Annotated in this window: 28 protein-coding genes and 3 pseudogenes; 8 read left to right on the top strand and 23 right to left on the bottom strand. The window is 37.0% G+C overall.

Annotated features, from left to right (window positions below; genetic code table 11):
• Window positions 1-2: 2 nt before the first annotated feature.
• From Q2T41_RS00145 to Q2T41_RS00125, 5 genes are all read right to left on the bottom strand, one after another.
• Window positions 3-1,961: a hypothetical protein gene (locus tag Q2T41_RS00145; RefSeq protein WP_304434074.1), complete on the bottom strand. Its 1,959-nt coding sequence runs from the start codon at window positions 1,959-1,961 to the stop codon at window positions 3-5.
• Between the two features lie 121 nt (window positions 1,962-2,082).
• Window positions 2,083-3,633, bottom strand: coding sequence for an SDR family NAD(P)-dependent oxidoreductase (locus Q2T41_RS00140; protein WP_304434072.1), 1,551 nt, complete (start codon window positions 3,631-3,633; stop codon window positions 2,083-2,085).
• Between the two features lie 37 nt (window positions 3,634-3,670).
• The gene (locus tag Q2T41_RS00135; RefSeq protein WP_304434070.1) at window positions 3,671-4,972 is read right to left on the bottom strand and encodes a DEAD/DEAH box helicase; all 1,302 of its coding nucleotides are present in this window, start codon (window positions 4,970-4,972) and stop codon (window positions 3,671-3,673) included.
• 27 nt (window positions 4,973-4,999) lie between these two features.
• Complete coding sequence (locus Q2T41_RS00130) at window positions 5,000-5,446, bottom strand: KTSC domain-containing protein (RefSeq protein WP_058102736.1); 447 nt, start codon at window positions 5,444-5,446, stop codon at window positions 5,000-5,002.
• A gap of 121 nt (window positions 5,447-5,567) precedes the next feature.
• The gene (locus Q2T41_RS00125; RefSeq protein ID WP_027075965.1) at window positions 5,568-5,759 is read right to left on the bottom strand and encodes a cold-shock protein; all 192 of its coding nucleotides are present in this window, start codon (window positions 5,757-5,759) and stop codon (window positions 5,568-5,570) included.
• Window positions 5,760-6,137: 378 nt separating this feature from the next.
• Here Q2T41_RS00125 and Q2T41_RS00120 point away from each other — a divergent pair, with 378 nt between their 5' ends.
• Window positions 6,138-6,884, top strand: coding sequence for a hypothetical protein (locus tag Q2T41_RS00120; RefSeq protein WP_304434053.1), 747 nt, complete (start codon window positions 6,138-6,140; stop codon window positions 6,882-6,884).
• 5 nt (window positions 6,885-6,889) lie between these two features.
• On the opposite strand, the gene Q2T41_RS00115 is transcribed toward Q2T41_RS00120, so the two are convergent.
• The 6 genes from Q2T41_RS00115 to Q2T41_RS00090 form a co-directional block, all read right to left on the bottom strand.
• Window positions 6,890-7,729: an aminotransferase class IV gene (locus Q2T41_RS00115; protein WP_304434052.1), complete on the bottom strand. Its 840-nt coding sequence runs from the start codon at window positions 7,727-7,729 to the stop codon at window positions 6,890-6,892.
• 3 nt (window positions 7,730-7,732) lie between these two features.
• On the bottom strand, window positions 7,733-8,632 hold the full coding sequence (locus tag Q2T41_RS00110) for a sugar phosphate isomerase/epimerase family protein (RefSeq protein WP_304434050.1): 900 nt from the start codon (window positions 8,630-8,632) through the stop codon (window positions 7,733-7,735).
• Between the two features lie 122 nt (window positions 8,633-8,754).
• Entirely contained in the window at window positions 8,755-9,942 is a 1,188-nt protein-coding gene (locus Q2T41_RS00105; RefSeq protein WP_304434048.1) for a PQQ-dependent sugar dehydrogenase, read from the bottom strand.
• Between the two features lie 164 nt (window positions 9,943-10,106).
• Entirely contained in the window at window positions 10,107-10,742 is a 636-nt protein-coding gene (locus Q2T41_RS00100; RefSeq protein ID WP_304434046.1) for an SDR family oxidoreductase, read from the bottom strand.
• A gap of 142 nt (window positions 10,743-10,884) precedes the next feature.
• On the bottom strand, window positions 10,885-11,301 hold the full coding sequence (locus tag Q2T41_RS00095) for an OsmC family protein (protein ID WP_089260384.1): 417 nt from the start codon (window positions 11,299-11,301) through the stop codon (window positions 10,885-10,887).
• A 64-nt stretch (window positions 11,302-11,365) separates the two neighbouring features.
• Window positions 11,366-12,475 (bottom strand): alkene reductase, encoded by a 1,110-nt coding sequence (locus Q2T41_RS00090; RefSeq protein ID WP_304434043.1) that lies wholly within the window; start codon window positions 12,473-12,475, stop codon window positions 11,366-11,368.
• Between the two features lie 281 nt (window positions 12,476-12,756).
• Here Q2T41_RS00090 and Q2T41_RS00085 point away from each other — a divergent pair.
• Window positions 12,757-15,007, top strand: a pseudogene (locus tag Q2T41_RS00085) (TonB-dependent receptor).
• Window positions 15,008-15,064: 57 nt separating this feature from the next.
• Here Q2T41_RS00085 and Q2T41_RS00080 read toward each other — a convergent pair.
• The gene (locus Q2T41_RS00080) at window positions 15,065-16,618 is read right to left on the bottom strand and encodes a DEAD/DEAH box helicase (protein ID WP_304434041.1); all 1,554 of its coding nucleotides are present in this window, start codon (window positions 16,616-16,618) and stop codon (window positions 15,065-15,067) included.
• Between the two features lie 119 nt (window positions 16,619-16,737).
• On the opposite strand from Q2T41_RS00080, the gene Q2T41_RS00075 reads away from it, so the two are divergent.
• Window positions 16,738-17,322 (top strand): pseudouridine synthase, encoded by a 585-nt coding sequence (locus Q2T41_RS00075; protein ID WP_304434039.1) that lies wholly within the window; start codon window positions 16,738-16,740, stop codon window positions 17,320-17,322.
• On the opposite strand, the pseudogene Q2T41_RS00070 reads toward Q2T41_RS00075, so the two are convergent.
• From Q2T41_RS00070 to Q2T41_RS00060, 3 genes and pseudogenes are all read right to left on the bottom strand, one after another.
• A pseudogene (locus tag Q2T41_RS00070) lies at window positions 17,315-18,249 on the bottom strand (EamA family transporter). The gene Q2T41_RS00075 and the pseudogene Q2T41_RS00070 sit on opposite strands and share 8 nt — an antisense overlap.
• Before the next feature lie 15 nt (window positions 18,250-18,264).
• Entirely contained in the window at window positions 18,265-18,723 is a 459-nt protein-coding gene (locus Q2T41_RS00065) for a cold-shock protein (RefSeq protein ID WP_304434038.1), read from the bottom strand.
• Between the two features lie 361 nt (window positions 18,724-19,084).
• Window positions 19,085-19,867: a hypothetical protein gene (locus Q2T41_RS00060; RefSeq protein ID WP_304434036.1), complete on the bottom strand. Its 783-nt coding sequence runs from the start codon at window positions 19,865-19,867 to the stop codon at window positions 19,085-19,087.
• Between the two features lie 161 nt (window positions 19,868-20,028).
• Here Q2T41_RS00060 and Q2T41_RS00055 point away from each other — a divergent pair, with 161 nt between their 5' ends.
• Window positions 20,029-20,658 (top strand): GntR family transcriptional regulator, encoded by a 630-nt coding sequence (locus Q2T41_RS00055; RefSeq protein ID WP_089260396.1) that lies wholly within the window; start codon window positions 20,029-20,031, stop codon window positions 20,656-20,658.
• Here the strand turns inward: Q2T41_RS00055 and Q2T41_RS00050 are convergent, their stop codons facing one another.
• Genes Q2T41_RS00050 through Q2T41_RS00040 form a run of 3 tightly spaced genes read right to left on the bottom strand, consistent with a single transcriptional unit; the run spans window position 20,659 to window position 21,752 of the window.
• Entirely contained in the window at window positions 20,659-21,258 is a 600-nt protein-coding gene (locus Q2T41_RS00050; protein ID WP_304434033.1) for a hypothetical protein, read from the bottom strand.
• 3 nt (window positions 21,259-21,261) lie between these two features.
• A complete protein-coding gene (locus tag Q2T41_RS00045) occupies window positions 21,262-21,639 on the bottom strand; it encodes an RNA polymerase sigma factor (RefSeq protein WP_304434031.1) in 378 nt (125 codons plus the stop codon).
• A complete protein-coding gene (locus Q2T41_RS00040) occupies window positions 21,558-21,752 on the bottom strand; it encodes a hypothetical protein (protein ID WP_304434030.1) in 195 nt (64 codons plus the stop codon). Before Q2T41_RS00040 ends, Q2T41_RS00045 begins: the two co-directional genes overlap by 82 nt.
• Window positions 21,753-21,961: 209 nt before the next feature.
• Between Q2T41_RS00040 and Q2T41_RS00035 the strand changes: the two genes are divergently transcribed.
• Complete coding sequence (locus tag Q2T41_RS00035; RefSeq protein ID WP_304434028.1) at window positions 21,962-22,111, top strand: hypothetical protein; 150 nt, start codon at window positions 21,962-21,964, stop codon at window positions 22,109-22,111.
• 2 nt (window positions 22,112-22,113) lie between these two features.
• On the opposite strand, the gene Q2T41_RS00030 is transcribed toward Q2T41_RS00035, so the two are convergent.
• A complete protein-coding gene (locus Q2T41_RS00030) occupies window positions 22,114-22,476 on the bottom strand; it encodes an amidohydrolase family protein (protein WP_304434026.1) in 363 nt (120 codons plus the stop codon).
• Entirely contained in the window at window positions 22,443-23,027 is a 585-nt protein-coding gene (locus tag Q2T41_RS00025) for an amidohydrolase family protein (protein ID WP_304434025.1), read from the bottom strand. The genes Q2T41_RS00030 and Q2T41_RS00025 overlap by 34 nt, the downstream gene beginning before the upstream one ends.
• A 15-nt stretch (window positions 23,028-23,042) precedes the next feature.
• Between Q2T41_RS00025 and Q2T41_RS00020 the strand changes: the two genes are divergently transcribed.
• Window positions 23,043-23,240, top strand: coding sequence for a hypothetical protein (locus Q2T41_RS00020; RefSeq protein ID WP_304434023.1), 198 nt, complete (start codon window positions 23,043-23,045; stop codon window positions 23,238-23,240).
• Here Q2T41_RS00020 and Q2T41_RS00015 read toward each other — a convergent pair.
• Genes Q2T41_RS00015 through Q2T41_RS00010 form a run of 3 tightly spaced genes read right to left on the bottom strand, consistent with a single transcriptional unit; the run spans window position 23,224 to window position 24,841 of the window.
• Entirely contained in the window at window positions 23,224-23,586 is a 363-nt protein-coding gene (locus tag Q2T41_RS00015) for an NTP transferase domain-containing protein (protein ID WP_367186800.1), read from the bottom strand. The genes Q2T41_RS00020 and Q2T41_RS00015 overlap by 17 nt on opposite strands.
• Window positions 23,571-23,834, bottom strand: coding sequence for an NTP transferase domain-containing protein (locus tag Q2T41_RS20705; protein ID WP_367186799.1), 264 nt, complete (start codon window positions 23,832-23,834; stop codon window positions 23,571-23,573). The genes Q2T41_RS00015 and Q2T41_RS20705 overlap by 16 nt, the downstream gene beginning before the upstream one ends.
• On the bottom strand, window positions 23,834-24,841 hold the full coding sequence (locus tag Q2T41_RS00010; RefSeq protein ID WP_304434021.1) for an XdhC family protein: 1,008 nt from the start codon (window positions 24,839-24,841) through the stop codon (window positions 23,834-23,836). The genes Q2T41_RS20705 and Q2T41_RS00010 overlap by 1 nt, the downstream gene beginning before the upstream one ends.
• Before the next feature lie 259 nt (window positions 24,842-25,100).
• Between Q2T41_RS00010 and Q2T41_RS21010 the strand changes: the two genes are divergently transcribed.
• Window positions 25,101-25,370 (top strand): hypothetical protein, encoded by a 270-nt coding sequence (locus Q2T41_RS21010; protein WP_436798780.1) that lies wholly within the window; start codon window positions 25,101-25,103, stop codon window positions 25,368-25,370.
• A pseudogene (locus Q2T41_RS21005) lies at window positions 25,324-25,741 on the top strand (hypothetical protein); the annotation flags it as partial. The gene Q2T41_RS21010 and the pseudogene Q2T41_RS21005, both read left to right, overlap by 47 nt.

Raw genomic sequence — 25,741 nt, 5'->3', positions numbered from 1 at the left:
GACTATTGTTTAACAGTGTTTTGTACGTTCAACATTTGTAGTATAGCTAAAGGATCCTTTTCCTTTTTAAGCTTTCGTTCCAACTTTTTGGTCTCTTGATCCCTTAATTCTAAAATTTGAAGATAAGTAGAATTGATTTGGTCATTCAACGTAGAAACTTTATCACAATCTAATGCAGAAGTCTCGTTCAAAAAATAAGGTTCCAAAATTTTATTGTATGCGGTGGTAATACGTCTTTTAATGTCCTCATCCATAAGTGTGGCCATGAACGGGTTCCAAATACGGTCTGTATATGTATCCTTTAAGGTGTCTTTATATTTCGGCATTTTCTCAACGGTACGGACCAATTGGTTAAGACCTGCCAAACAAGTTACGGTCTTACGCGCCTGGACCAATCTATTTTGAGCCGATTTAACCTTGGAGTAATCATTTAAAGTACGGTTTGCAAAAGATTTAATATGTTGTACCGGTTTTTTATAAAGTACTGGCATATCCGTTACCAGTAAGGAGTCCGAAAATTTAATGAGGGAGTCATTTTCCATGATGATTTGCTCTTCAAGATAAACCAGTTCATTCTGCCGTTTTTCCTGTGCCAAAGTTTCCTTGACCTCATCTGCAATGGCCATTACACCATCTAAACCCGCTTTTGAAATAGCTACTAAATTCTCTATGGTACTTTTGCTTACATCAATAAAAGCGGATGTAGGTATTTCATAAGCTTTGTAACCCGTTGTACTATCAATTGCTATTTCTATAGTAAGGTTTTTAGAAGGAAAACCGTTAGGAAATAAATGTTTCTGCAATTGTTCACGGGCCGCAAATTCTACAATGCCCAATGAATCAAAATCTACCACATTTTTTATGGGTTTTAAAAATTGGTTCTTTAATGCCAATACACTGTTATATTGATAGGCCGTAGTGCTATCAGAAAGTTTAAGAAGGTTTAATTGGGAATTGTGCAAAATAGTCTCACTTAATATTTTCGCTTTTTGATAAAAGGATACAATACTATCTACACTGTTTCTTTCTATGGTATTCAAAGGATAATAGGGCACCTTCACTTTAAATTCCGGTAGAAATTCAGATTTCCCCAAAGAGGATAAAATAGCATCTATTTCTTGGTATCTATTGGCATTTTGGGTCAATAATCGAGGTAAGGATTTATGTTGTAAAATTTCTATATTTTCTTGTGAAAGTTGTATTTCCAATGCTTTGATATAACTTTCATTTAAGTTAATAGCCTGGGTTTTGCCATTATAATCATTGTATGCCTGTATAGTTTTATGATCGTTGTCATCATCTACCCGAATAGACATTAACAAACCGTCCCTAAAAAACCAACTTTCAGATTGATCTATACCATTTACGGGAAACAGGGACCACTCATCATGGGCCAGGCCATCCCGTAAGAATCTACCAATTAAGGTATAATCCTCATTATTGATACTAAAGTTTTGTTGTGGAACGCCATTATCAAAAGAAATGACACTTTTAAAAAGGGTATTGACTATTTCAGAATTTTCTATTTGCTCCTCCAAAATGGTCCATTTGCCATTAGGTTTACCCATATTTATTTTTCCCGAAGCAGATTTTTGAATACCACTTACCAAAACCCTATATTGATAATCTATAATTTCTGACTGACTTTCGGAATTAAATTCCCCGAATTGAAATTTCCAAGGGCCATTGGCCGTACCCTCCACAAAGCTACCTTTAAATTGAAAAGAGTAATCCTGCTTTTGTAACAATTCTTGAAGATTGGAACGCACCACTAAAAAGTCGCCATCCAAAACCGTGTCGTTATCAACAATTTTATACGTGTAGTTTGCCTTACCGTTGTATTTGCCAATCTGTAACGGACCGTTGTAATTTTTGACCTCTTGGGCATTCAGCGAATTTGTAATACCGATACAACAGCATACAACAAAAAATAGTAAAGGGTTGATAGTTAGCCTAATCATGCCGCAAAAAAACGAAATAAGATTCAGACTAGTAAATTAGAAGAGTATGATTTTTAACTTTTTATTAAAAGTTTTTAATCAATTCAGAATGAAGCAATAAAAGCTATTAAAGTTTGTGAAATTACCAATCAATCGGGAAATAATCCTTCAAAAATTTGCCGCACCAATGTTTACCGGTATTTATACCATCGAATAATGGATCCAAAACCCTGGCTGCACCATCAACAATATCCAAAGGGGGCTGAAAATCATGTACTTCTTGTTTCTTTTTCGCTAATTCCGCAGGGTCCTCATCGGTAACCCAGCCGGTATCCACAGCGTTCATAAAAATACCATCCTTTGCAAGTTCGCCAGCTGCGGTATGCGTTAACATATTCAGTGCGGCTTTCGCCATATTGGTATGCGGATGGCGCGACTCCTTAAAGAAACGGTGGAATTTACCTTCCATGGCAGTAACGTTGATAATATGTTTTTGACCGGTGTTTTCTTTTTTCATCATTTCTGCCAAACGGTTGCACAGTACAAAAGGTGCAACGGAGTTGACCAATTGAACCTCGATCATTTCGGTAGTTTCAATCTCCCCTAATTTTAGTCGCCAACTGTTGGTTTTACGTAAATCTACTTGTTGAAGATCGGCATCTAATTCGCCAGTTGGGAAAACCTCTTGGGCAACCAATGCATTGTCAAAACTATACGGTATTTGTGATAGTTGAGCAGAAGCTCTCAAGCCAATACCGGGTTCTGGTCCGTGCCATGTAACCGGCATGTTTTGGTTTGGTGATGCTTTTGAGCTGAATGTTTTAAGCTCTTCCAAACAGCTTTCATGGTCGCTTAAAACCATTTGGGCAAATTTTGGTAACGATGAGAATTCGCGCTCTTCGTTCTCCATTAAGTGATGGTAGAATCCTGCTGGTCTACGCACTGTTTGCGCAGCATTATTGATCAAGATATCCAGTTTGTCATATTGCTGTTCTACAAAATTGCAGAAGATTTCTACACTGGGTATATGGCGCAAGTCTAGACCATGAATTTTAAGTCGGTGCCCCCACTCCATAAAATCTTCCTCCTTAGAAAAACGTAATGCAGAATCTACAGGAAAACGCGTGGTAGCAATGACCGTTGCGCCTCCACGAAGTAACATTAAGGTAATATGATAACCAATTTTTAAACGTGAACCGGTAATCACCGCTACCTGACCTTTAACATTCGCAGTCTGAAATCTTTTGGCATAGTTGAAATCGCCACAATCTGTACACATGGTATCATAAAAATGGTGAAGTTTTGTAAACTCGGCCTTACACACATAACAATTGCGAGGAGTGGTAAGCTCCGGCAAATCTTTACTGGCCAATTCGGCTGCAGGTAGTAATTTTGGCGCAACAAAGACATGGGCTTCACGCGCACTACGAATTCCGGTTTCTTTACGGGCATGTTTGTCACGAACAGCCTGCTTTCTTTTTTCATTTCTTTTGGCGTCCTTTACCCGTTTAGCAAATTCTTGTTTGCTAGGGCGAGATAATTGGCCGGCAGCTTTAATTAAGGCAATACGTCTATCTTCGGGAATTTCAAAAATCTGGTTGGTGTCGTTTACTAAACGATTTAAAATATCAATACAACTTTCAATCTCGTTTAAGTCGATTTCTGTTTCTTTAAACTGCTGTTCTTCCTTCATGGTACTACCTTAATAGGGGCAAAAATACTAACAATGTTTAAAGTACGGTAATGCGTACTTTCTTCTTTTTTAATCGGGTGTTGTTCAATTTATTCGCAAGTTCTTTTGATAGACTTTTGGGTACAGCAACAAAAGCGCAATCTTGCTTTAGTTCTATATCTCCCAATTGGTCTCTATTTAAGTCGCCTTGCTTAAAGAAAAGTCCCGCAATATCACCCTTGGATATTTTATCTTTTCTTCCACCAGATATAAATAAGGTTTCCCAAAACGGGTCGCCTAATTTTTTTGAGGTATTGATTTTAATTGGGGTCGATGCTTCAATAAACTCGGGTAATATTTCCTTATCCCATTTTAAAACATAGGCTGTTCCCAATTCATTTACACGCGCAGTTCTACCATTACGGTGGGTAAACTCTTCTATACGATGTGGTAATTCATAATGTATGATGAATTTTAATTCGGTAATGTCAATGCCCCTAGCAGCAAGATCAGTTGCCACCAAAATTCTGCTACTGCCATTTCTAAATTTAATAAGCGCACGTTCGCGATCTCGTTGTTCCATACCACCGGAAAAGCATTCGTGCAAAATACTTTGTTCGCTTAAAAATGAGCTTACACTCTCAATACTATCCTTGTAATTACAGAAAATAATGCCGGGTTCTTCACCAATAAATTCAAGTAACTGAACCAAAGTGTTCAGTTTGTCTTTCTCTTTGGAAACAACAGTACTTATGGTTAACTGTGATGGAATTTCCTTTTTTAGAAAATTAATTCTTTTTGGGTTTTCCATACCCACAAATTTTGGGATTTTAACGCCCTCGGTCGCAGAGGTAAGAATGCGCTTTTTAAGGTTTGGCAACTCCAGCAGAATTTCGGTCATTTGCTCTTCAAAACCAACTTCGAGCGATTTATCAAACTCATCAAGTACAAGCGTTTTAATATGGTCTTTGGTGAAACGATCTGCCATAAAATGATCTAAGATTCTACCAGGTGTGCCAATTAAAATGGCAGGTGTATGTTTTAGTTCAATCTTGTCCTTGGACATTGCCCTACCTCCATAAATGGCATTTACCTTAAAACCGGTACCCATATCACGCAGCACTTGCTCTATTTGAATAGCCAGCTCTCGAGATGGCACTAAAATAAGAACTTGCACTTCAGGATTGTTTGGGTCTAAAAGGTCTAGGACCGGTAATAGAAACGCCAAGGTTTTACCAGTACCCGTGGGTGAAAGTAATATGGTGTTGTCCGACGAAGAAATGGTTTCTAATGCCAATTCTTGCATAGGGTTTAACGCATTGATATTCAATTTTGATAAAATATCCTTTTGATTTTTCATGCGTTATAACCTTTTAAAAATATGATTTTATGCTTCTTGAAGATCTCGTTTAGATTTTCTATATAAGTAATTTGGAAAAATACTTCTTTTGGCAAATCTGTTTAATTTGTTGGCATTGATCATCTTTTGGAAGATAGGTTTTGTAACTCCAAAATATTCGTATGTAGCACCATCAACAAAAGTAACTTCTAAAACAAGACCGTTATGTTGAAAATCTGCAATGCCAGAAGTAATGCTTTCTTCGTAAGCTTCTTTATTGGCTTCTTTGGTTTCTGGAGCAATACTTACTAGAAAATGGTAGCCGTCAATAATTCTACGACTTTGCACTTCTGCCTCTTCCCTCTTTTCATCACCCTCTTGAAATTTATCTGGATGCCATTCCTTAACCAAGTTTCTGTACTTGGTTTTTAAGGCTTTAAGTTCAATTTCCTTCTCTACCCCAAAAAGTTTTTTGTATTCGTTGATACGTTTCATAACACAGCTTTTTTGCGGCTGCGAAACTACGTCTTTAATTTGAGGTATCTGTTTAAAATTTGGTATTAAAAAAGCCCTTCACATTGTGAGGGCTTTTTCTTAAACTAGAATGTATATATGTTTAGATAACTTTTACGTTCACTGCGTTTAATCCTTTGTTTCCTTCTTGAAGATCAAATTCAACTTCATCGCCTTCACGAATTTCGTCTACTAATCCAGAAATGTGTACAAAGTGGTCTTTTTCAACTCCTTCTTCAGTGATAAAACCGAATCCTTTTGTGTCGTTGAAAAATTTTACTGTTCCTTTACTCATTGTAATGTATTTTAATTTTTAATACTTATTGTTGCGCAAAGATGACGCCAATAGTTGACATAGGACCCCTTATTTACATTTATATGCATTAATTGTGATTTATTTATGAGTTTAAATCTCTAAAACATTGAAATTGAGACAAATTCATTGTATTTACTTTCATTTTTTTTGGAAACATTCTTCCAAATCCATAAAATTCTCACACCTATTTAATACAATTCCTCAATTATAGTAGTGTATTTTATAATACTTTAGTAGCAACAACTAAATCACTTTAACAACATGACAAATTCTTTAGCGACAGTACGTACGCTGTATTTTCTTTTCTGCGCCATCCTCGTTAACTGCAACGTAATGGCGCAACAAAAAAAAATTGATATGTCCAAAGATTTACTTTTGGTCCAAATGGATTGTAAGACGGATATAGATGACTTGCATACCACAGCTGGTTTAGCGACCTTGGTGCATCATGTTAAATATGCAGAATTAAATTATTTGCCAATTGTAGGTACATATGGTATACAGGAAGGATTATATGTTCCTCCAAACGAATTGATGCAACTAGCCTTTGAAAAAAATTGGTTGGATGCCCATAAAAATTGGAAAAAAGCAGTTAAAAAAGTCGTCAATGAAGTTCATAAAATAATTGCCAAAGGGGGTGATGTATGGGTGGCAGAAGCTGGCCAATCAGAATTTACCGCAGACTGGGTTCAATTACTTATGGAAAAAAATCCTGATATTGAAATTAGTAATAGGATTCATGTGGTACAGCATAGTGATTGGAACGAGTCCGCTACAGACCCCGATAAATTGGCCTATGTTCAAAAAACTACCGATTATCATAAGATTGCAGATGGTAATGCCGAAGGTAACGGTACACCTGGACTTAAATCTGAAGGTGAAATTGATTGGCAGTCCTATATTAACGATACCCATTTAATCGATATTTGGAATACTTCTATACGATTGGGCAATCAATACAATGGAAAAGATGGAAGATATTTGAACGAAAGCGTCGCTGATGGTGGTTTGGATTTCTCCGATTTGTCAGAAGTGTGCTATATACTTGGTGAAATGAAAATTGTAAATGCAGTTGATTTCTTTGAAAACTTCAAGGTTAAATAACTACTTTATTTAAGATTAAAAAAGGCCTCTTGCAATTTTTTTGTAATGGGGCCTTTTTCATTTCCCATATACAAGCAATGATTGTCTATTTGACTAATGGCCGCAATTTGCGTGCTCGTGCCCGTTAAAAATGCCTCATCCAATAAAGCAAGTTCCTTTGATGGATATGGAATTTCTTTTAGTGCTATTCCAAGGGATGTACATAGATCTTTAACGATTGCTCCGGTAATGCCGTTCAATATGTATTCATTTGCCGGATGTGTATACACTACTTGATCCCTGACAAAAAATACGTTACAATGGGATGCTTCGGTAAAAAGGCCATTACGGTACAGCAAGGTTTCAAAGCTACCATGTTGCATAGCTTCTTCGTTCAACATGACATTGCCCAAAAGCGAGGTCATCTTTATATCGCATCTAGACCACCTAAAATCTTCCCTGGTAATAACTTTGGTATTTGCCTGATTGATATTGGGCAATATTTTAGGCAATGCATACATCATCACCGTTGGGTGTATATCTGCAGGATATGAATGTTGTCTTGGAGCAACACCTCTGGTTATTTGCATATAAAGTAAACAGTCCTTATCCGTTAAAGAGGTTGCCTTGAGTAGCTTAGGTATTTCTGTTGTCAGTGATCCTACATCAAAATTGATGTTAATTTTATCCAGTCCTTCCTGCAATCGGTCCAAATGTTTTTGACCATAAAAAAAAGAACCATTGATCTGTACCATGACCTCATATATTCCATCGCCAAAAATAAATCCGCGGTCAAATACTGATATAGTGGCCTCTTGCGCATTAACAATCTTACCGTTTAGATATACTTTTTCAGGGTACGACATAGGTTATAAATAACGTTGAAGATGTTTTTTAAAATACTGGGCACTATCCGTTATGCTTTGCATGGAATTCTTTGCAAAATTACCGCCTTGTTCTAAATAATAATACTGTAAATCCTCTTTATTGATATTGGCCAAGATTTGTTTATAGTCAATTGAACCATTTCCCATTTCAGAATAATCCCGCGTAATCCTATCCATATCCTTAATATGCCACATAACATATCGTTTCGGATTTTCCCGTATTAAATCATGAATGCTTTTGGTGGAAGAATGCTCAACCCAATACATATCCATTTGTAATTTCACCAAATTGGGGTCGGTTTCCGCTAAGATTATAGCATACCCTTGTTCGCCGTTATGATCGGTAAATTCAAAATCATGATTATGGTAGGCAAACTGTAGTCCGGCATTGTTGACCTGCTCCCCTATTTTATTTAATTTATCGGTCAATATTTTAAAATGTTCTATGGTTCGGTATTCAGGTGCCAACCATGGCCAGGTTATATATGTACTTTGTAAGGTTTTTGCACCTTTTATGCATTGGTCCACATAACGCATAAGTACATTTTCCGGTTCATTGAATAGATTAGAAAAGTTATAGTGGCCGCTAGATATCGTAAAATCCAGGTCATCTAATTGTCTCTTAAATTCTTTGGAAGGTATACCATAATAGCTATCATTTTCCCCATCATAACCATATATTTCCCCATCCTCATATCCCAGCCCTCTTGCATAAGCTATGCTACCAATAGGATCGTTTGCCATAGCATCACGAATAGTAAATAATTGCAATCCCATTTTATATTTATAATCCAATGGCAATACCGATAACGGTAACATGGAACTAACGGACAATACACCTGTTTTTTTCAAAAAGGTCCTGCGTGAATTGGGATTATTCATACGTATAGATTTAAAACTGTACTTGTGATTAATAAATATAAATCATAGTCATTAAAATTAATATGATACGCATAAAAAAGCGACCATATTGATCGCTTTTTTTATTTACTTCAACATTAGGTTTACTTTTGTGCTAGCGCAGTTTCGCTATAGGTGACTCGGTAAATGGCATCTCCAAAATCATCAGAAATCAACATGGAGCCATCCTTTAACATCAACATATCCACTGGTCTTCCAGATGCTTTTTGCTCTACTTCATCTAACCAGCCATCTATAAATACTTCGTTGCCTATGACCTCCCCTTCTTCTATATCTACCATCATTATCCTATATCCTACTTTTTTGCTTCTGTTCCAAGAACCGTGCTCTGCAATAAATGCCCTGCCCTTATATTCTTGGGGAAACATGGTGCCGGTATAAAATTTGATACCTAAGGGAGCCACATGAGCTCCAAGTTGAAGTGCCGGCGAAACAAAATCCGAACACGGATGTTCGTCACCAAATTCCGGATCTTTGACAATACCACCATGACAAAACGGATACCCAAAATGCTGACCAGCTTCGGTCACCTTGTTCAGTTCACAAGGAGGTATGTCATCACCGAGCATATCCCTGCCATTATCCGTAAACCACATTTCCTTGGTTTCTGGGTGCCAAGTAAAACCAACGGAGTTTCTAACGCCACGGGCATAAATTTCACGATTGCTACCATCAGGGTCCATTCTGGAAATGGTCGCAAAACGTTCATCTTCATTGGTACGGTTGCAAATGTTACAAGGTGCACCTACCGGCACATATAATTTATCATCCGGTCCAAAAGCAATATATTTCCAACCATGATGAAATTCAGTTGGGAAATCATCATATACCAATTCTTTTTCCACAGATTTGCCCAATTGGTCTTCAATACTGGGATATTTCCAAAGACTACCTACCTGCGCAACATACAGATCCCCATTTCTAATGGCTATACCGTTAGGAACTTCCATGGTATCCAGTATAATAACATTGTCCGCTTTAAAGTCGCCATCATTATCCTGTATGGCATACACCGTGTTTTCATTCCTAGTGCCAACAAAAAGGGTACCGTTATCACCCATAGCCATTGAGCGCGCACCATCTATTCCTCTAGCATACACTTCTATATTAAATCCTTCTGGTAGGTTTAACTCTAGCAAAGCTAAGTCTGTACTGTCCATTACTACTTCATTGGCTACCTCTGTAGCCTCTTTCTGTTTTTTGTCCTTGCAGGAGGAAAACGCTATGACCAAAATGGCCAGCGATATAATGTTATAAATTTTAGTTGTCATAAGGGTTCGTTTTTGTTTATACGAAGATACATAACCATAAGTTGTTTTAAAACAAGGCACTCTAGTCAATTAAAAGCTGTTTTGAGAAAAAGATAAACGAACAAAAAAAAAGCTGAGATCCGTCAAGAAATTAGCCTTAATTGTAAACTAATCAATAAATAGGTTTATTGAGCGGAAACAGCATCCAATGCCTTACCGATCAGGGTTTCACCATTGATAATTTCAAATGTTTCGTTCATGGCAGAATCATCATGTAAAGAGCGCACCAAAGTTTGGGCAACATCATCTCTGGTAATTGAACCTTTTTCCCCAAGCTTGGACTGTAATTTGATTTTTCCTGTACCCTTATCATTTGTTAAGGATCCTGGTCTTACTATGGCATGTACAAGTTCTGTAGATTTTAAATATTCGTCCGCATTATGTTTAGCTTTTAAATACTCCTGTAAATCTTCCGTTTCTTCTGGATTGTCTGCCCCCATTGAGCTGAGCATTACAAATTTTTTGATATTTGCTTTTTTGGCTTCATCGATCAATCTCTTTGCGCCTTCTTGATCTACTTCAACTACTTTTTTTCCACCTGACCCAGCAGCGAATATGACCTTATCAATATCCTTGACCGCATGTGAAATATCTTTTTCCAAATCACCTATTACGGTCTTAATATTTTCTTTTTTAAATTGGTCTTGCTGTTCTTCTTTTCTAACCATGGCCACTGGAACAAAATATTGTGAAACTTTTAAAAGGTTTACAATTTTTTTTCCCGTTGTACCATTGGCACCGGCAACTAATACATTTTCCATTTTCCTGTTATTTTTTACGCAAGTTCATGATTGTCATTGGTATTGATCAATGCAAATACCTATTTAATTGACCTGAATCATAAGGGGACTATAGTGCATAAAAAAGGCGGCTATGGCCGCCTTATAAAATCTATTTTAAAATTTAAGATAAACTGGCATTAAGAACTACTTCGGCCTTTAGTAATTTGGAAACAGGGCATACTTCTTTAGCTTTATGGGCAATTTTCTTGAATTCTTCTTCCTTAATTTCCGGTACGTCACCTACTAGGTCCAAAGTTACTTTCACGATCTCGCCATCCTTGAACGCTACTTTTGCCGCTACGTCCAGTGTGGTTGGCGTAAAGCCTTCTTCACCCAATAAAAAACTCAATTGCATGGAGAAGCAACCTGCATGGGCCGCTCCAATAAGTTCTTCGGGGTTTGTACCCTTTTCATCTTCAAATCTTGTATTAAAGGCATAAGGGGTATTGTCTAAAACGGTACTTTCGGTAGATAACGTTCCTTTGCCCTCTTTGCCGCTACCTTTCCATTGTGCCTTTGCATTTCTTGTAAAATTCATTTTCTTATATTTTAATTAATAATGTAGTTTATTTGATTTAAGTGCTATTTCCCAACACTATGTATTAGACAATTTGCGCTTTTTCTTGATATGTGGGATAATCCAAGTACCCTTCTTTTCCAGGTGTGTAAAAGGTATCCTCGTTCCATTTAGATAATTCATTGCCGTTTTTAAAACGTTCCACCAAATCCGGATTTGAAATATATAGTTTACCATAGGCCACCAAATCTGCATTGCCCTCTTCAATTACCTTATTGCCGCTTTCTTGGTCAAATCCTGCATTTATCATTAGAGTACCATTATACAATGGTCTAAAGTGTTTTGCAATATGCTGCACAGCATAAGGTATATCGGAAACATCGGTGAATGGTTCTGACAAATGAATATAGGCCAAATTGTAGTCGTTCAATTTTTTAATGATATATTCAAAAGTGGGAATGGTCTCCTCATCCATAGTCATACCAAATAAACCATTTAGAGAAGGATTAAAGCGCGCGCCTATCTTTTCTTGTGGTATTACCTCTTTAACGGCATCAAGCACTTCAAAGAAAAAACGCGCTCTGTTTTCAATAGAACCACCGTACTCATCTGTCCTTGTATTTGACGTAGCGTTAAAAAATTGATGAAACAGGTACCCATTTGAGGAATGGATTTCTACGCCGTCAAATCCGGCTTCTACCGCATTTTTTGCCGCATTGACAAAATCTGTTACGGTTGCCTTGATTTCTTCCTTGCTCATTGACTTAGGAGTAACGGTATCCTTGAAACCCTCTGAGGTAAACGATTTTGAATTAGGGTTGATGGCTGATGGTGCCATAGGTAGATCACCATTATGAAAATCTGGATGAGACATTCTGCCAACATGCCAAAGCTGTATAAAAATGGTACCGCCTGCATCATGTACCGATTCGGTAACTTTTTTCCACCCTTCCACCTGGGCCTTGGAATGTATTCCAGCAGTGTTTACATAACCTACTGCAGCTTTGGAAACTTGGGAACCTTCAGTAATGATAAGTCCCACAGAAGCCCTTTGCGTATAATAAGGTACGTGTAAATCCTCCGTAGGGGCATTCTCGTCATTAGCCGCCCTACTCCTGGTCATGGGAGCCATAACGACCCTATTTTTAAGTTGTATGTTTTTACGATATGGTGTTAATAATATTTCTGTATTCATAGCTATCTTTTGTTTTCTAACAGTTCATAAAAGTCTAACATTATCGGCATGATTATTAACTCGTCTCAATAAAAACTTATCATATATGAAAAATGGACACTGCAAATCTTTACTAGGTTTTACCATAAATGAGTGCTGTTGAATGCTAAATAAATGTGGAAAAAATAATTGCTGAGGATATTAAATTTAGGGTTCTACCATAAATTTGCAGATTTACAAAACCATATTATTTTTTTGTCGTAGGTACGTTAAAGACATTCTTTAACCTAAAAAATATAAAAATGAACTATAGCTACAAGTGGGCACTTAGGCTGTTACAAGTATTAACCATAATATTAATATCCACTTCAGTAAAAGCACAGAACATTAAAGGTAAGGTTACCGATTATAAAGGTACGGCCTTGGAAAATGTCGGTATTTTCAACCAGACTTCAGGCCAACATAGCCATACCAACTTATCGGGGGCATTTTCACTTCCTGCTACACATATAAACGATTCCGTATACTTTTCCAATTTGGGCTATAAAACTTTTGTTCTAGTCATAGAACCTAAACATTTTAATGAGCAGGTACAGATTACCTTGGAGGAGTCCAGCATAAACTTAGATCAAGTTGTTGTGGTGTCCAAAGTAGATGCAATGAGTAAAATTGTGAATATAGATGTACAGAATGATCCGGTAAAATCTTCCCAGGAAATTTTACGAAAAGTGCCGGGCTTTTAATTGGCCAACATGCAGGCGGCGGTAAGGCAGAACAGATTTTTTTAAGAGGTTTTGATATTGACCATGGTACGGATGTAGCCATTAGTGTAGATGGTATGCCGGTGAATATGGTATCTCATGCGCATGGCCAGGGCTATGCAGATCTACACTTTGTGATACCGGAAACAATAGAACATATAAATTTTGGAAAAGGATTGTATTATGCCGATAAGGGAAATTTTAACACCGCTGGGTACGTTGACCTTGGCTTGAAAAAAAGTATTGACAAAAGTATGGTATCCTATGAAACCGGACAGTTCAATACCAATAGATTTGTGGGACTATTTAAATTATTGGAAGGAAATAAAAGTGATGCCTATTTGGCTTCGGAAATTTATCTTACCGACGGACCGTTTGATTCCCCACAAAATTTCAATAGGATAAATATTTTAGGACGTTACAATTATAAGGACCTTGGTAAGGAAGAGCTTACATTGACCGCCTCTCATTTTCAAAGCAAATGGGATGCCTCGGGACAAATTCCTCAAAGGGCGGTTGATCAAAACCTTATTGGCAGGTTTGGCGCCATAGATGATACCGAAGGAGGACAGACCAGTAGAACAAATTTAATGTTGAACCATACCAGATTTTTGGGCGATGACCAGTTTTTAAAGACGAGGGCATTTGTAAGCAAATATGATTTTGAATTATTCTCAAACTTTACATTCTTTTTGGAAGATCCGGTAAACGGAGATCAAATTCGTCAATTTGAGGATAGGACGGTTATGGGTGCTGAAACAGCTTTTGAGCAAATCAATATTACGGTTGGTGAAAATGATATGGTTGGGTACAAAGCAGGAATAGGTTTTAGAAATGATAATGTAGATGATGTGTCGCTATCACATACCTTAAACAGGAAGACCACTTTAGAGCAGTATGCATTTGGGGATGTCGATGAAACCAATATATACGGATTTTTGGATGGCACTTATAAAACCGGAAATTGGACTTTTAATCCCTCTGTACGTTTAGATTATTTTAAGTTCGATTATGAAAATAAATTAAGCGAAGCTTACGATAGCAGAAGTGAAAACAAAGCAAAAGTTAGTCCAAAACTTAATACGTTATATACGGTAAACCGCAATTGGCAAATGTTCTTAAAAACAGGTTTAGGATTTCATTCTAACGATACACGTGTTGTAACCGCGAATGAAGGTAGGGATATATTGCCAACAGCGTATGGATTAGATTTGGGTACTATAGTAAAACCTGTGGATAAACTTGTATTGAACGCTACGTTATGGGGACTTTTATTAGATCAGGAATTTGTGTACGTAGGTGATGCCGGTATTGTTGAACCTAGTGGAAAGACACGAAGGTTAGGAATAGAACTAGGAGCCCGTTATCAATTATTGGACTGGTTATATGCATATAATGATATTAATTATACCTACGCCAGAAGTACGGAGGAGTTAGAAGAAGAGGATTATATTCCACTTGCGCCGGACCTTACCTCGGTTGGTGGCTTATCCATAAGTGATTTAGGTAACTTTTCGGGTCATTGAATTATCGTTATTTAGGTGATAGGGCCGCAAACGAAGATAATAGTATAGTAGCGGAAGGTTATTTTGTAACCGATTTAAACTTGAATTATCATATTAAAAATTGGACATTGGGTCTGATAATTGAGAATTTATTTGATACGGAGTGGAACGAGACCCAATTTGCTACAGAAAGCAGATTGTTTAATGAAACCGCATCTGTTGAGGAAATTCACTTTACTCCCGGAACACCATTCTATCTTAGAGGCAAAGTGTCGGTAAGGTTTTAGGAATTTTGCAAGTATCTACAAGTAATAAAAAAAATGAACGTATAGGTTAGTCGAAAGTTAATCCTCTGGCGGATGTCCATGAATGTCTTCAAAAACAGTATCGAAATTTTCTCTTAGGTATGCGTTCAATTTCTTTTGGTAGTCGTCCTTTAACCAACTTAAAAAGTTATAGGTGCTTTTGCTAATACATTTTCCGTAAACGTGAATTCTATTATCAATATCTTCTTTTAATAGCTTTGCCAATGCTATGGCATCATAAACATCTTCACTGTTTTCAATACACATATGGGCATGCTGTGCTATGGAACGCTCCAGAACCACTTTAGATGATTCTCCTGCAAACGTAGCGGTTTCATACGTTTCCTTGATATCAAAATAGGTCTCCTTTGAGTTTTTGAATTCTGCTTTGACCTCTTCGGACAAATCCAGTTTAAAATCACTTTCAATATCCTCATCATCCCTAATACGGTCCATGTAGAAATTAGGGGATTTGAAAATAGCGCCCCAATCTAGGTCCGCACCCCAAGGACCAAAACGATAAAGGTTGTTCCCTAGGTCAATTACGGTGAATTTGGATTTATTGTTCAAGACCCTAGATCCCCTACCGATCATTTGATAGTAAAGCGTAAGAGATTTTGTTGCCCTATTAAGGATAATGGTGTCAATGGTCGGTTCATCAAAACCGGTTGTTAAGATACTTACGGATGTTAAGATTGCATCTGGCGTTTCCCTAAACCACCTTAATATTTGTTTACGTTGTTTTTTGGTCGCCGTATTATCCAAATGCATAATGGGCAATCCTACGGCTTTGAATGTATGGTATACTTGTATGGACGTTTCTATACCATTGTTGAAAATTAATGTTTTTTTACCTTTGGAGTGTTTTGAATAAGCTTCTAATAGCTTGTTCAGCATAGCCGGGCTAGTATATAGATCGGCAGATGATTTTACGGTATAATCACCATTAGAGCCTACTTCCAATGAAGTTAGCCCCATATCATAATGAAACACCTCTGCCCTAGCCAAGAAATCGTTCTCTATAAGGTTTTCAATACTTTCCCCGGGTATAAGTTCATCATAATTCTTGTTCATGGGCAAGTCCTTATTGGAACTTAAAGGAGTGGCCGTTACACCAAGAACAAATGAATTTTCAAAAAATTTGAACAGTTTGGTAAATGAATTGTAATGCGCCTCATCAATGATGACCAGGCCAACATCTGAAATATCCAGCTGGTCGTCGTTTAGACGATTGTTCAAGGTTTCTACCATGGCCACATAACAACTGTAACGCTCTTGGTCATCCAAATTTGCCTTACTGTTAACCACTTTGTTAACGACGCCAAAATTGGTGAGCATTTCAGAAGTTTGATTACAAAGTTCTATACGGTGGGTCATCACCAAAACTTTTTTGCTATGGTTTTTAAGGTACTGTCTTACTATTTCAGAGAAAATAACAGTTTTACCACCACCGGTTGGCAATTGATATAAAAGATGGTAATCTTCACGTTCAGAATCGAACTTGTTAAAAATTTGTTGAATAGCACCCTGTTGGTAGCTATATAGTTCCTTATCGGTTTTCTTATCCTGTAGTTCAAAAACTGTCTCTTGCATAAAATCTTTTCTGGAAGTTGCAAAGGTAACATTATCAATAGTAGATTACTAATTCATGGGTTAAAAAGGGTATCTTTTGCGACCATTGGTAAGCAATTTTTTACAGACCATACAAAATAATGAAACATTACCATTTTAAAGTGTATAAACCATTTGGAATGTTGAGTCAATTGACTTCCAACGAAGAACGGCAGTTGCGCAAGAAAAAGTTTTTAAGTGAACTTTATTCGTTCAATTCTGAAATTATGCCTATTGGTAGATTGGACGAGAAGTCAGAAGGTCTTTTACTCATGACAACTGATGGTAAATTAAGCGATATCATAAATCGTAAAGGAGTTGAAAAAGAGTATCTGGCACAGTTAGATGGGCTAATTAGTACACAAGCCATTATAGAACTAAGTAGCGGGGTAAATATTGGACTTTTTGGCACTACCTATGGTACAAAACCCTGTACGGTAGAGCAATTATTGACTAACCCCACATTACCCGAACCCAGTGCTAAGCTCCGTATTGGAAGGCATAGACCAACTTCATGGATACGAATTATACTTACCGAAGGTAAATTTAGGCAAATACGCAAAATGACGGCTGCGGTCGGTTATCCTACCATACGACTAGTACGTGTACGTATAGGGAATATCTATTTGGGACACATGCAACCCGGACAAGTGGAGCCAATAACCTTAAATACGGATATTATTTAGGAATTTTTTTACCTGAAAACCTAGAGAAAATCGTTAAGCTTTTTTTAGAATTGATAAAATAGACCCTGTCAAAAGCAATATTGAGGCAACTATGGATTGTAATGTAATCTGTTCATTTAAGAAATACCAGCCTAATACCATAGCAATGATCGGGTTAACGTACGAAGAAGTGGCCACCTTTTCTGGAGAAACAAACCGTAACAGATAATTAAAGGCCGTAAAGGTTACAATACTGCCAAAAATAATAAGTAATAACATGGACCAAAGTACCGGTATACTCCATTGTGATGGCCAAGACCAATTCTCTCCAAGTAAAAAGCTAATAATAATAAGGGAAAAACCACTGGTCAACATTTGATAGCCGGTATTGACAAAAAAGTTTTGTGGTAAATCTGCCTTACCGACAAATAAACTTCCATAAGACCAACTCAACATACAGATAAAGATGAGGAACATTCCCAATACTGCGCCTTCTTGGGTTATTATTTGCTTTTGCCCAACTAATAAAAAAATACCGGTAATACCCAATATTACACCTATTACGGACATGGGTTGAATTTTTTTACCTTGCAACACACGCATCATCAATAAAACTACCAAGGGCTGTGCGGAAACCTCCAAGGCCGCAAAACCGCTATCTACGAATTTCAAGGCCCACACCACTACCCCATTTCCAAATGTTAAAAAAAGAAACCCTGCAATAAACGTATTCTTAAATTGTGTTTTGGTAATGCCTAAGGATAGACCCAAAATTTTGGATATGATGAAAATTAAACTGCCGGCCGTTAAAAAACGAATACCTGCCAGCATAAAGGCAGGTAATTCCGTTACCGCAATTTTGTTCCATAAATAAGTAGATCCCCAGATGAAGTAAATGGCAAAGAAAGACAATACTACCAGAACGGTATTGCGTTGCAGTTTTGCCATAGGGAAATGTGTTGGCTATATTTTTTTGACACGAACGGCATTCATACCCTTCATTCCTTTTTCAAGCTCGTACGAAACCTTGTCATTTTCCATGATTTCATCGATAAGACCGCTCACATGAACAAAATATTTTTCATTGTTTTCAGCGTCTATGATAAAACCAAAACCTTTAGAAGTATCAAAAAATGAAACCTTACCGTTTCTTACCGGATCAAATTCCTCAACATCACCTTCCTCTTTTTTAGGAATACCCAAAACAATATCCTCAGCTTCTATTTCTACCTTCATGGCAGGATCTGGCGGTGTATCTACCAAATTACCATTGAAGTCCACATAGGCCAATGGTATGCCAGAAGTACCACTTTCCTTCGCCGCTGCCTTGCGCGCAAGCATTTTTTTCTTTTTCTCTTCTCGCTTTTTTAAGCGTTTTTTTTCTTTTTCAGTTTTATTAAATGTCTGTTGTGATTTTGCCATTCGAAATTTTAATGATAATACTTGAATTTTACTGTAAAGGAATTGAAATACGTGGTGACGTATAGAACCAATGGTAAGTTTTTTGAGTAAACTATGCTGCCATTTGTTGTAAGGCCATTGCAAGAATCATCTGCACCCCTTTAAAGTCCAACAAAGATATGATTTGTATTTCAATTATTTAGCATTACGGGGCATCAAACTAATAAACTTTTAAAAGAGTTTACCATTATTTAATAGATAGCCAAGAAATATGGATTATAAGATGTCATAATACAGGAAATAATAGTCCTGAAAATGAAAAGAGGAGTTTAAACTACTGTCGTTTAAACCCCTCTTTTAAATTATTAATATGATATATACCCTAATCCTTTAGGGTAATATTCTCTTGAACGCCGTTAGGATAGGTCATAGTGGCACTATCATCACAAGTACCATCGCCAAATGCTACATTAACGGTAAGTCCATTTTTGGAGATATCCAAATCACCTGCAGCAATATAGGTACAGCCTAAGTCGCTTTTTAAGGGGGAATTTACCTCAATTTTATACGTGTTTCCTTCATATACCACAGTCCACTCTCCTGTTACACTATATGAAGCCGTTTCATCAAAAGTTATGGTCGTACTTTTTGTTCCGTTATCGGATATTATTGAGCCATCTTCCATTTCTACAGTTATATCGCTTGTAACCTCAAATGTTATGGCACTTTCGTTATCATTGCTACTGAACACATAAGATCTGGAACCGTTGACTTTGATTTCCCCAATATAAAAATCCACATAGCTTGCGGTAAAGGAACCTTCTTCTCCCTGAAGGTCATAGGTTACGGTCAACGTACCGTTTACTTGATCCGTTCCGTTCAATACACAATTGTTGAATACCGCTGTGTAGCCGGTATCCGTATATTCTGCGGTATAGCATTCTTCATTCGATGATTTTCCCGAAGTACCTTGGGCAGATGACATATTGTAAAGTGCAAGGTCCACACCGTCCAAATAATCATCGGTGGTTAAAACTGCTTGCAATTCTGTTTCTGTAATAACTGCTTGTTCATCCATAGCATTATCATCACTACAGCTATAGGCAATGAATAATACCGGAAGTACGGCAGATAATTTTCTTAAAATTAATGTTACTTTTTTCATATTGTTTGCTTGTAGGGTTGTGCTATAAAAACGTACAAAAACACCATTAATTATAAAGACCGTTAATTTTATGCCATGTTCTTAGAATATAAAATCCACAAAGTATACGAAAACATTAAAATATTCGCTTATAATCATATACGATATACTATTTTTGACTCATGTTGGTAAAAGTAAACTTAAGGGACCAAGTAAGGGATTACCTTCTTTCTCAGATGATTACCGGAAATCTAAAAACGGGCAAGACCATTAATTTGGCGGCCCTTTCGCGCGATTTAGATGTTAGTGTAACCCCAATTAGGGAAGCGTTGGCACAATTGCAGCAGGCACATATCATCAAGGCCGTACCTAACAGAGGGTTCATCATTGCCGAACTGGATGTTAAAGAAGCCGAGGACCTTTATGGCCTAGTTGCCAATCTAGAAGTAATGGCCATTGAAAACACGGAGTTTACCCAAGACGATATTGAACAACTAAAAATGCAGCAAGAAGTATTTGAAAATGCCAAAGATGCCATTTCCCGGATACAAGCGGACTTGGAATTTCATAGGCTGCTTACCAAGGGTTATGAGAACGATTTGGCCTTACAGATACTAAACGACCTTAAAACCCGTATTTTCTTTTATGAAAGGGCCTTTACCAATGATGACTCCTTCTATAACAAATCCGATAACCAACATGAATCCATAATAGCCGCCATTGCCGATAATAACGTTCCTACGGCATCACTGCTATTAAAAATGAACTGGATGCTTATCTTAAACTACATCCAGAAAAAATTGACCGAATAATTAATCCAGTTCTTTCAAAATTTCTTGTGCAGATTTGGTCAATCGCATATATCCTCTATAACCCCATAAGCAAAAAATAAGGGTAATCATTAAAGTTATGGTTAGGAATATCCATTGTGTAGATCGTAAACCTTCCATAAAGATATCCTTGCCTGAACTAATTTTTGAAAAAGTAGGTAAAATAAATACCATACCGGCCATTCCAATACCCATAGCTATCTGCTGTATGCGCAATAGGCGATTTTTAGATTTTAAATAATGGGAAAGATTGGCTTTATAGCTACCGTTTAAAAGGTCTAAATTTTTAATCCTACGCAAGGCATCCAATACCAGAATGGGAAAAATAACCATATAGCCTATGGTCAAAATTCCACATAAACGTAAGTACCAAGTATCCAAAACATTGAATTTATATAAGAAAAGTAAAGCCAGTGCAAAACATACTACAGCACCTATTGTTTCTAAGGTTAGTGCGCTTTTAAATTTATTTTGATATTTCTCTTTGGTCATGTTCAAGATAATTGTATTCGTCAATTTTTTCTGCCGTTCCAGTTCGTTGCCCATTTGCACCCAGGCAGATTGTAATTCCTCCAGTTCCATAGATTATGATTTTATCATGTTAGATTTTAATTTTTGTTTGATTCTTGAGATTCGCGTTCCCACATTACTGGCCTGTAACCCAGTTATTTCTGCTATTTCCTTATAGCTTTTTGCCTCTAGTAGAAGAAAAATCAAGGTTTTGTCCAAATGATTTAAATGCTTTAAATGTGCATATAACAACCGTAATCGCTCTTCATATACGTCATCATTGCCAGGTTCCATAATTTGTGAAACTGTATCTGCCATAGAAACGGAATCCGGTCTTCTTTTATCTTTTTTTAAAAAAGTAATGGCCGTATTCATGGCAACTTTATACATCCAAGTGGTAATTTTAGACTCATTCCTGAACGAATCAAAGTACTTCCATAACTGAAATACCACATCTTGAAAAAGGTCTTCCTGGTCTTGTTTGGTATCGGTATATTAGAGGTAACCTTAAACAACAAACCTTGATGATCTCTTATCAAATTGGTAAATTCAACTTCTTTGGACATGTACAACCGTTATTTTCCCTATTGGTATATGAACAAACCTTTTTGTCACAGATAATTATAATTTTTTTGTTTTTTGCTATCGTTTGGTTCGTACATAACGTCTATCCCATTATGGTTAGGATAACGATAACCAGCTGTTTAGCATATATTTAAAACTGTCTATGCAACATAGGGCACAAATGTTCGTTTTATTTAAAAATTATTAGGTTATGCAATTTTTAAACAAGGAAATTGAGGCTTTGACAAAACGTAAAAAAACCGCTGCACTAGCCAAGAAGCAAATATCATGTGGTATTTTTCAAGATACTAAGGATATCCCTGTCAAAGCAGAGGATGTAGTAGTATTGAAAAAAGTGTAATCTTATTCCTGAAACAAGGATTTATCCAGTCCTGGAATGAGATTTAGCGCATTTTTATAATATACTTTCTTCAACACATCGTCTGGTAGATCAAGCCCGTACATTGCCCAAAAGGCATGATATTTCTTGTAATACGGAAAGTATTCATCATTGCTCTCCAACACCCTAAAATATGTCGGAAATTCCTCTGGTTTCCAACTATCCTTACCAAACAGGATACGGTCTTGATATTTAATAAAAAATGCCCTTGCATGCTGTGGTTGTCTACCCAACTCCGCAATTACGGCAGATATACCTACATTCATATTGGGCATTGCATCAAGTAACTCGCCTAGCTTTTCCAAATTATTGGCATGCCATCCCATATGAGCATTAATGAACTTGGTCTTTGGATGTTTTTTAAAAACGTTATGCTGTTCCTGTATAATTTGTTCAAAAGGTGCCGGATCCGTGGCAGACCTTTTTCTCTAGGATGTGTTTTTAATTCTAACCAACGCTCGTTTTCCGCATTCATTTCGTCCCAAAATGATTTGGGGTCAGCTGCATGAATCAATACTGGGACGCCCATTTCCGCACATTTTTCCCAAATAGGATCTAATCTGTAATCGTCAATTGCCAAACGATTTCCATCGGCATCTTTATTACGCAAACCTAGACTCTTAAAAATCTTTAAGCCTTTAGCCCCGTTCTTGATATCCAGTTCCAACTGGGCGGCAGCCTTTTTGCCCCACTGTAAATCCTTTGCTCCCTCAAAATCCACATTGGCAAAAACAACAAACCTATTGGGATAACTTTTGTTGATATTGTCAACTTTCTCTTTAAGACTTTCACCTGAACGTCCACTTAAGTTCACCATTATGGCTTCGTTCATGGCGTCCATATCTTTTACCAATGCCGTAAGTGCTTCTACTGACATATCCCTTTGGTGGCTATGCACATCAATAAATGGAAATTTGGCCGTTTTAATTTCTTTGCCCGTATAACCAATGTAGAAATAGGGTTATACTCTTCAAATCCCAATTCTTGGGAATATGCAAAATTAACTAGAATAAGGAAAACACTGGAGATTAGTATTGCTTTAAGGTGGTACATCATATTAATTATCATGTTGGTTATTGGGTATCTGTAATTAGTTGTTCGTATGCCGCTTTAGTGTCTATATCAATAATTCCTTTTCCTGCATTTAGGCCAATGGTCTCTTTTCTATAACGTTTCAATATTTCTTTGGCCCCATAATCATCTTTAAGCTGGGAAAGTTTTTCATAAAAGGTAATAGGAAACAAAGCCGGTACACCCGTTTTTTGGGTATAATTGGTCGCAATTATTCTATTTGGATTTTGTATAAAATTTTCCACCATTAAATTTAAATAATCGGATGTCATTAATGGTTGGTCCGCAAGACAAATTAAAATACCTTGCGGTCTGGATGCCAATGAAAGTAAATGGTTTATACCATATGCTATACTATTTCCCAAACCATTTGCCAATTGGGGTTTATCATATAATCAACATGGAGGTCGTTGAGGGAACATTTATCCACAATACGCGCTGCATGAGCGCCCAAAACAAGGTGTACCGAGCCTACCCTACTATTTTTGGCTGTTTTTATGATCTCTAATAAGAAATTGGAATCTTTCCACGGTAAAAGTTGTTTAATATCCTGCATGCGTTTAGATTCCCCTGCGGCCATTATTAAAACAGTTATGTCTTTTCCAGAAATCATTAAACCGGTTTTTGTGCCCTGTTTTTTAGCATCATGGGTTCGGTTTTCCTAATAACCGTTAGTATTTCCGCTAAAATTGAAATTGCAATTTCCTGAGGCGTTTCTGCACCAATATTTAATCCGGCAGGACCATGAATAGATTCAAGGAAATCTACAGAAATGTCCATATCCTGTTCCAATAGATGGTCCAGTAATTTTTCCCTCCTTTTAATAGGTCCTAAAACACCTAAGTACATAGGCTTTACATTTTTTAAGGCCATTAGATATTTTAAATCCTTGGCAAAGCTATGCGTCATAAGTACCACAGCCGTTTCTTCATCTATTTGTTCTACGGGGAATAGTTCGGGTTCATAATTCAATAATTCATCTATATTCTTAAAATCCAGTATGGACTTATTCTCTTGTGGAGTTACGGCCACCCTTACTTCCCAACCCATACTAACTCCAAAGTGAGCTAGCTGAACCGCGTCATGTTCACCACCTATAAGCAATAACCGTTTGCAAGGAGGCATTGTTTGCTCAAAGGAGTGCGCGTTAGACTGTTGCTTGGTGTAAGGATTTAAAGGATATGTTTTTGCACCTAGTGTTATAAAGGTACCATAACCATTTAATTGCCCAAATTCTTTCTCATATGTTGTTGATAATGTAAAGTCCATTCTATTCTCTATTACCTTTTTAAAGGCATGTACAACGGATTCGTTTGGAGAGAAAAATTCCAACATGATGTACAAAATACCTTCGCACCCTAAACGAAAGCGACCGTCATAGGTCATTAATTTGGCAGAATGGTCCTTAAAGACGGACTGTGACTGAAAAAGTACTTCTTTTTCCACACAACCACCACTGACAGCTCCGATCATTGTATCATCTTCACGGATCAGCATACGGACACCTGGTTTTCTATACGAGGAACCTTCAAGAAAAACTACGGTTGCCAGAACACAACTAACATTTTCTTTTTTTGCCAATTCGTACGCATTAAAAATAGTCTTAAGTTCGTGGGTCATTTATTGTATTATGTTTATAAGTAACATTTTATATAGCTTAGGACTTTATTAGATTTGCTATAAAGCTACTAAAATTATGGGTTTTAATTTTTCAATATAAACAGGTAATTCATCTTTAACAATCTTTAACATTAATTTTAAAATCTTCTATAATTTAAATACACTTTGTCCGTTCTGCTAGTTGAACATATAAATATTGAATATGAAAAATTTTTAAAGACCTTCAGTGTGTTTTTTGTACTGTCTTTACTGGTTTCGTGTGTGTAATGCAGATGATGATGTAAGTTTGGACCTGAATCTTGGGGACGGTCTAGGGAAAGGAGAGCCGGTAGATGATTGCTTAGGATTGGAAGAAGGTGAGTTGGTGCTTTCCATTCAGGAACAGTATACCACATTGCCTGGAAAAGTGTCCGTTTTCTTTAGAGTATCCGATACAAGCGGAAATCCCGTTCCAGGCTTAACGGCAAATCAATTTACCATTTATGAGCAAGGACGTAATGATGATTGTTTCAAACCATTTCCACTCTGAGTCTTCTGCAAGGATTTCTCCAAATTCCCAAATATTCTCTAACAATACCTTATTGGTGTTAGATTTAAGTAATAGCGTGTTGAGCAGTAGCTTGCAGGAATTAAAATTGGCCTCCACCAGTTTTATTGACGCCGTAATGCCATCTACCACCCAAGAGTCCGTAAAAATGGCTATCTATTGGTTTGATGGTGAAGATGAACTTCACCTATTGAATGCTTTGACCCCTTCTAAAGATGAACTAATCGCATCTATAGATGGTATAAACGATGATATCAGTAACGATCCATCTACAGATTTATATGGTGCGGTAATTAAATCTACCGATATAGCATCGGATTTGGTATTAAAAACTTCTACCGCAGGTGGTAAAA

This window comes from Maribacter confluentis (assembly GCF_030505015.1).
Classification (GTDB): Bacteria; Bacteroidota; Bacteroidia; order Flavobacteriales; family Flavobacteriaceae; genus Maribacter; species Maribacter sedimenticola.
This window is presented reverse-complemented; position numbering and strand designations above follow the sequence as displayed.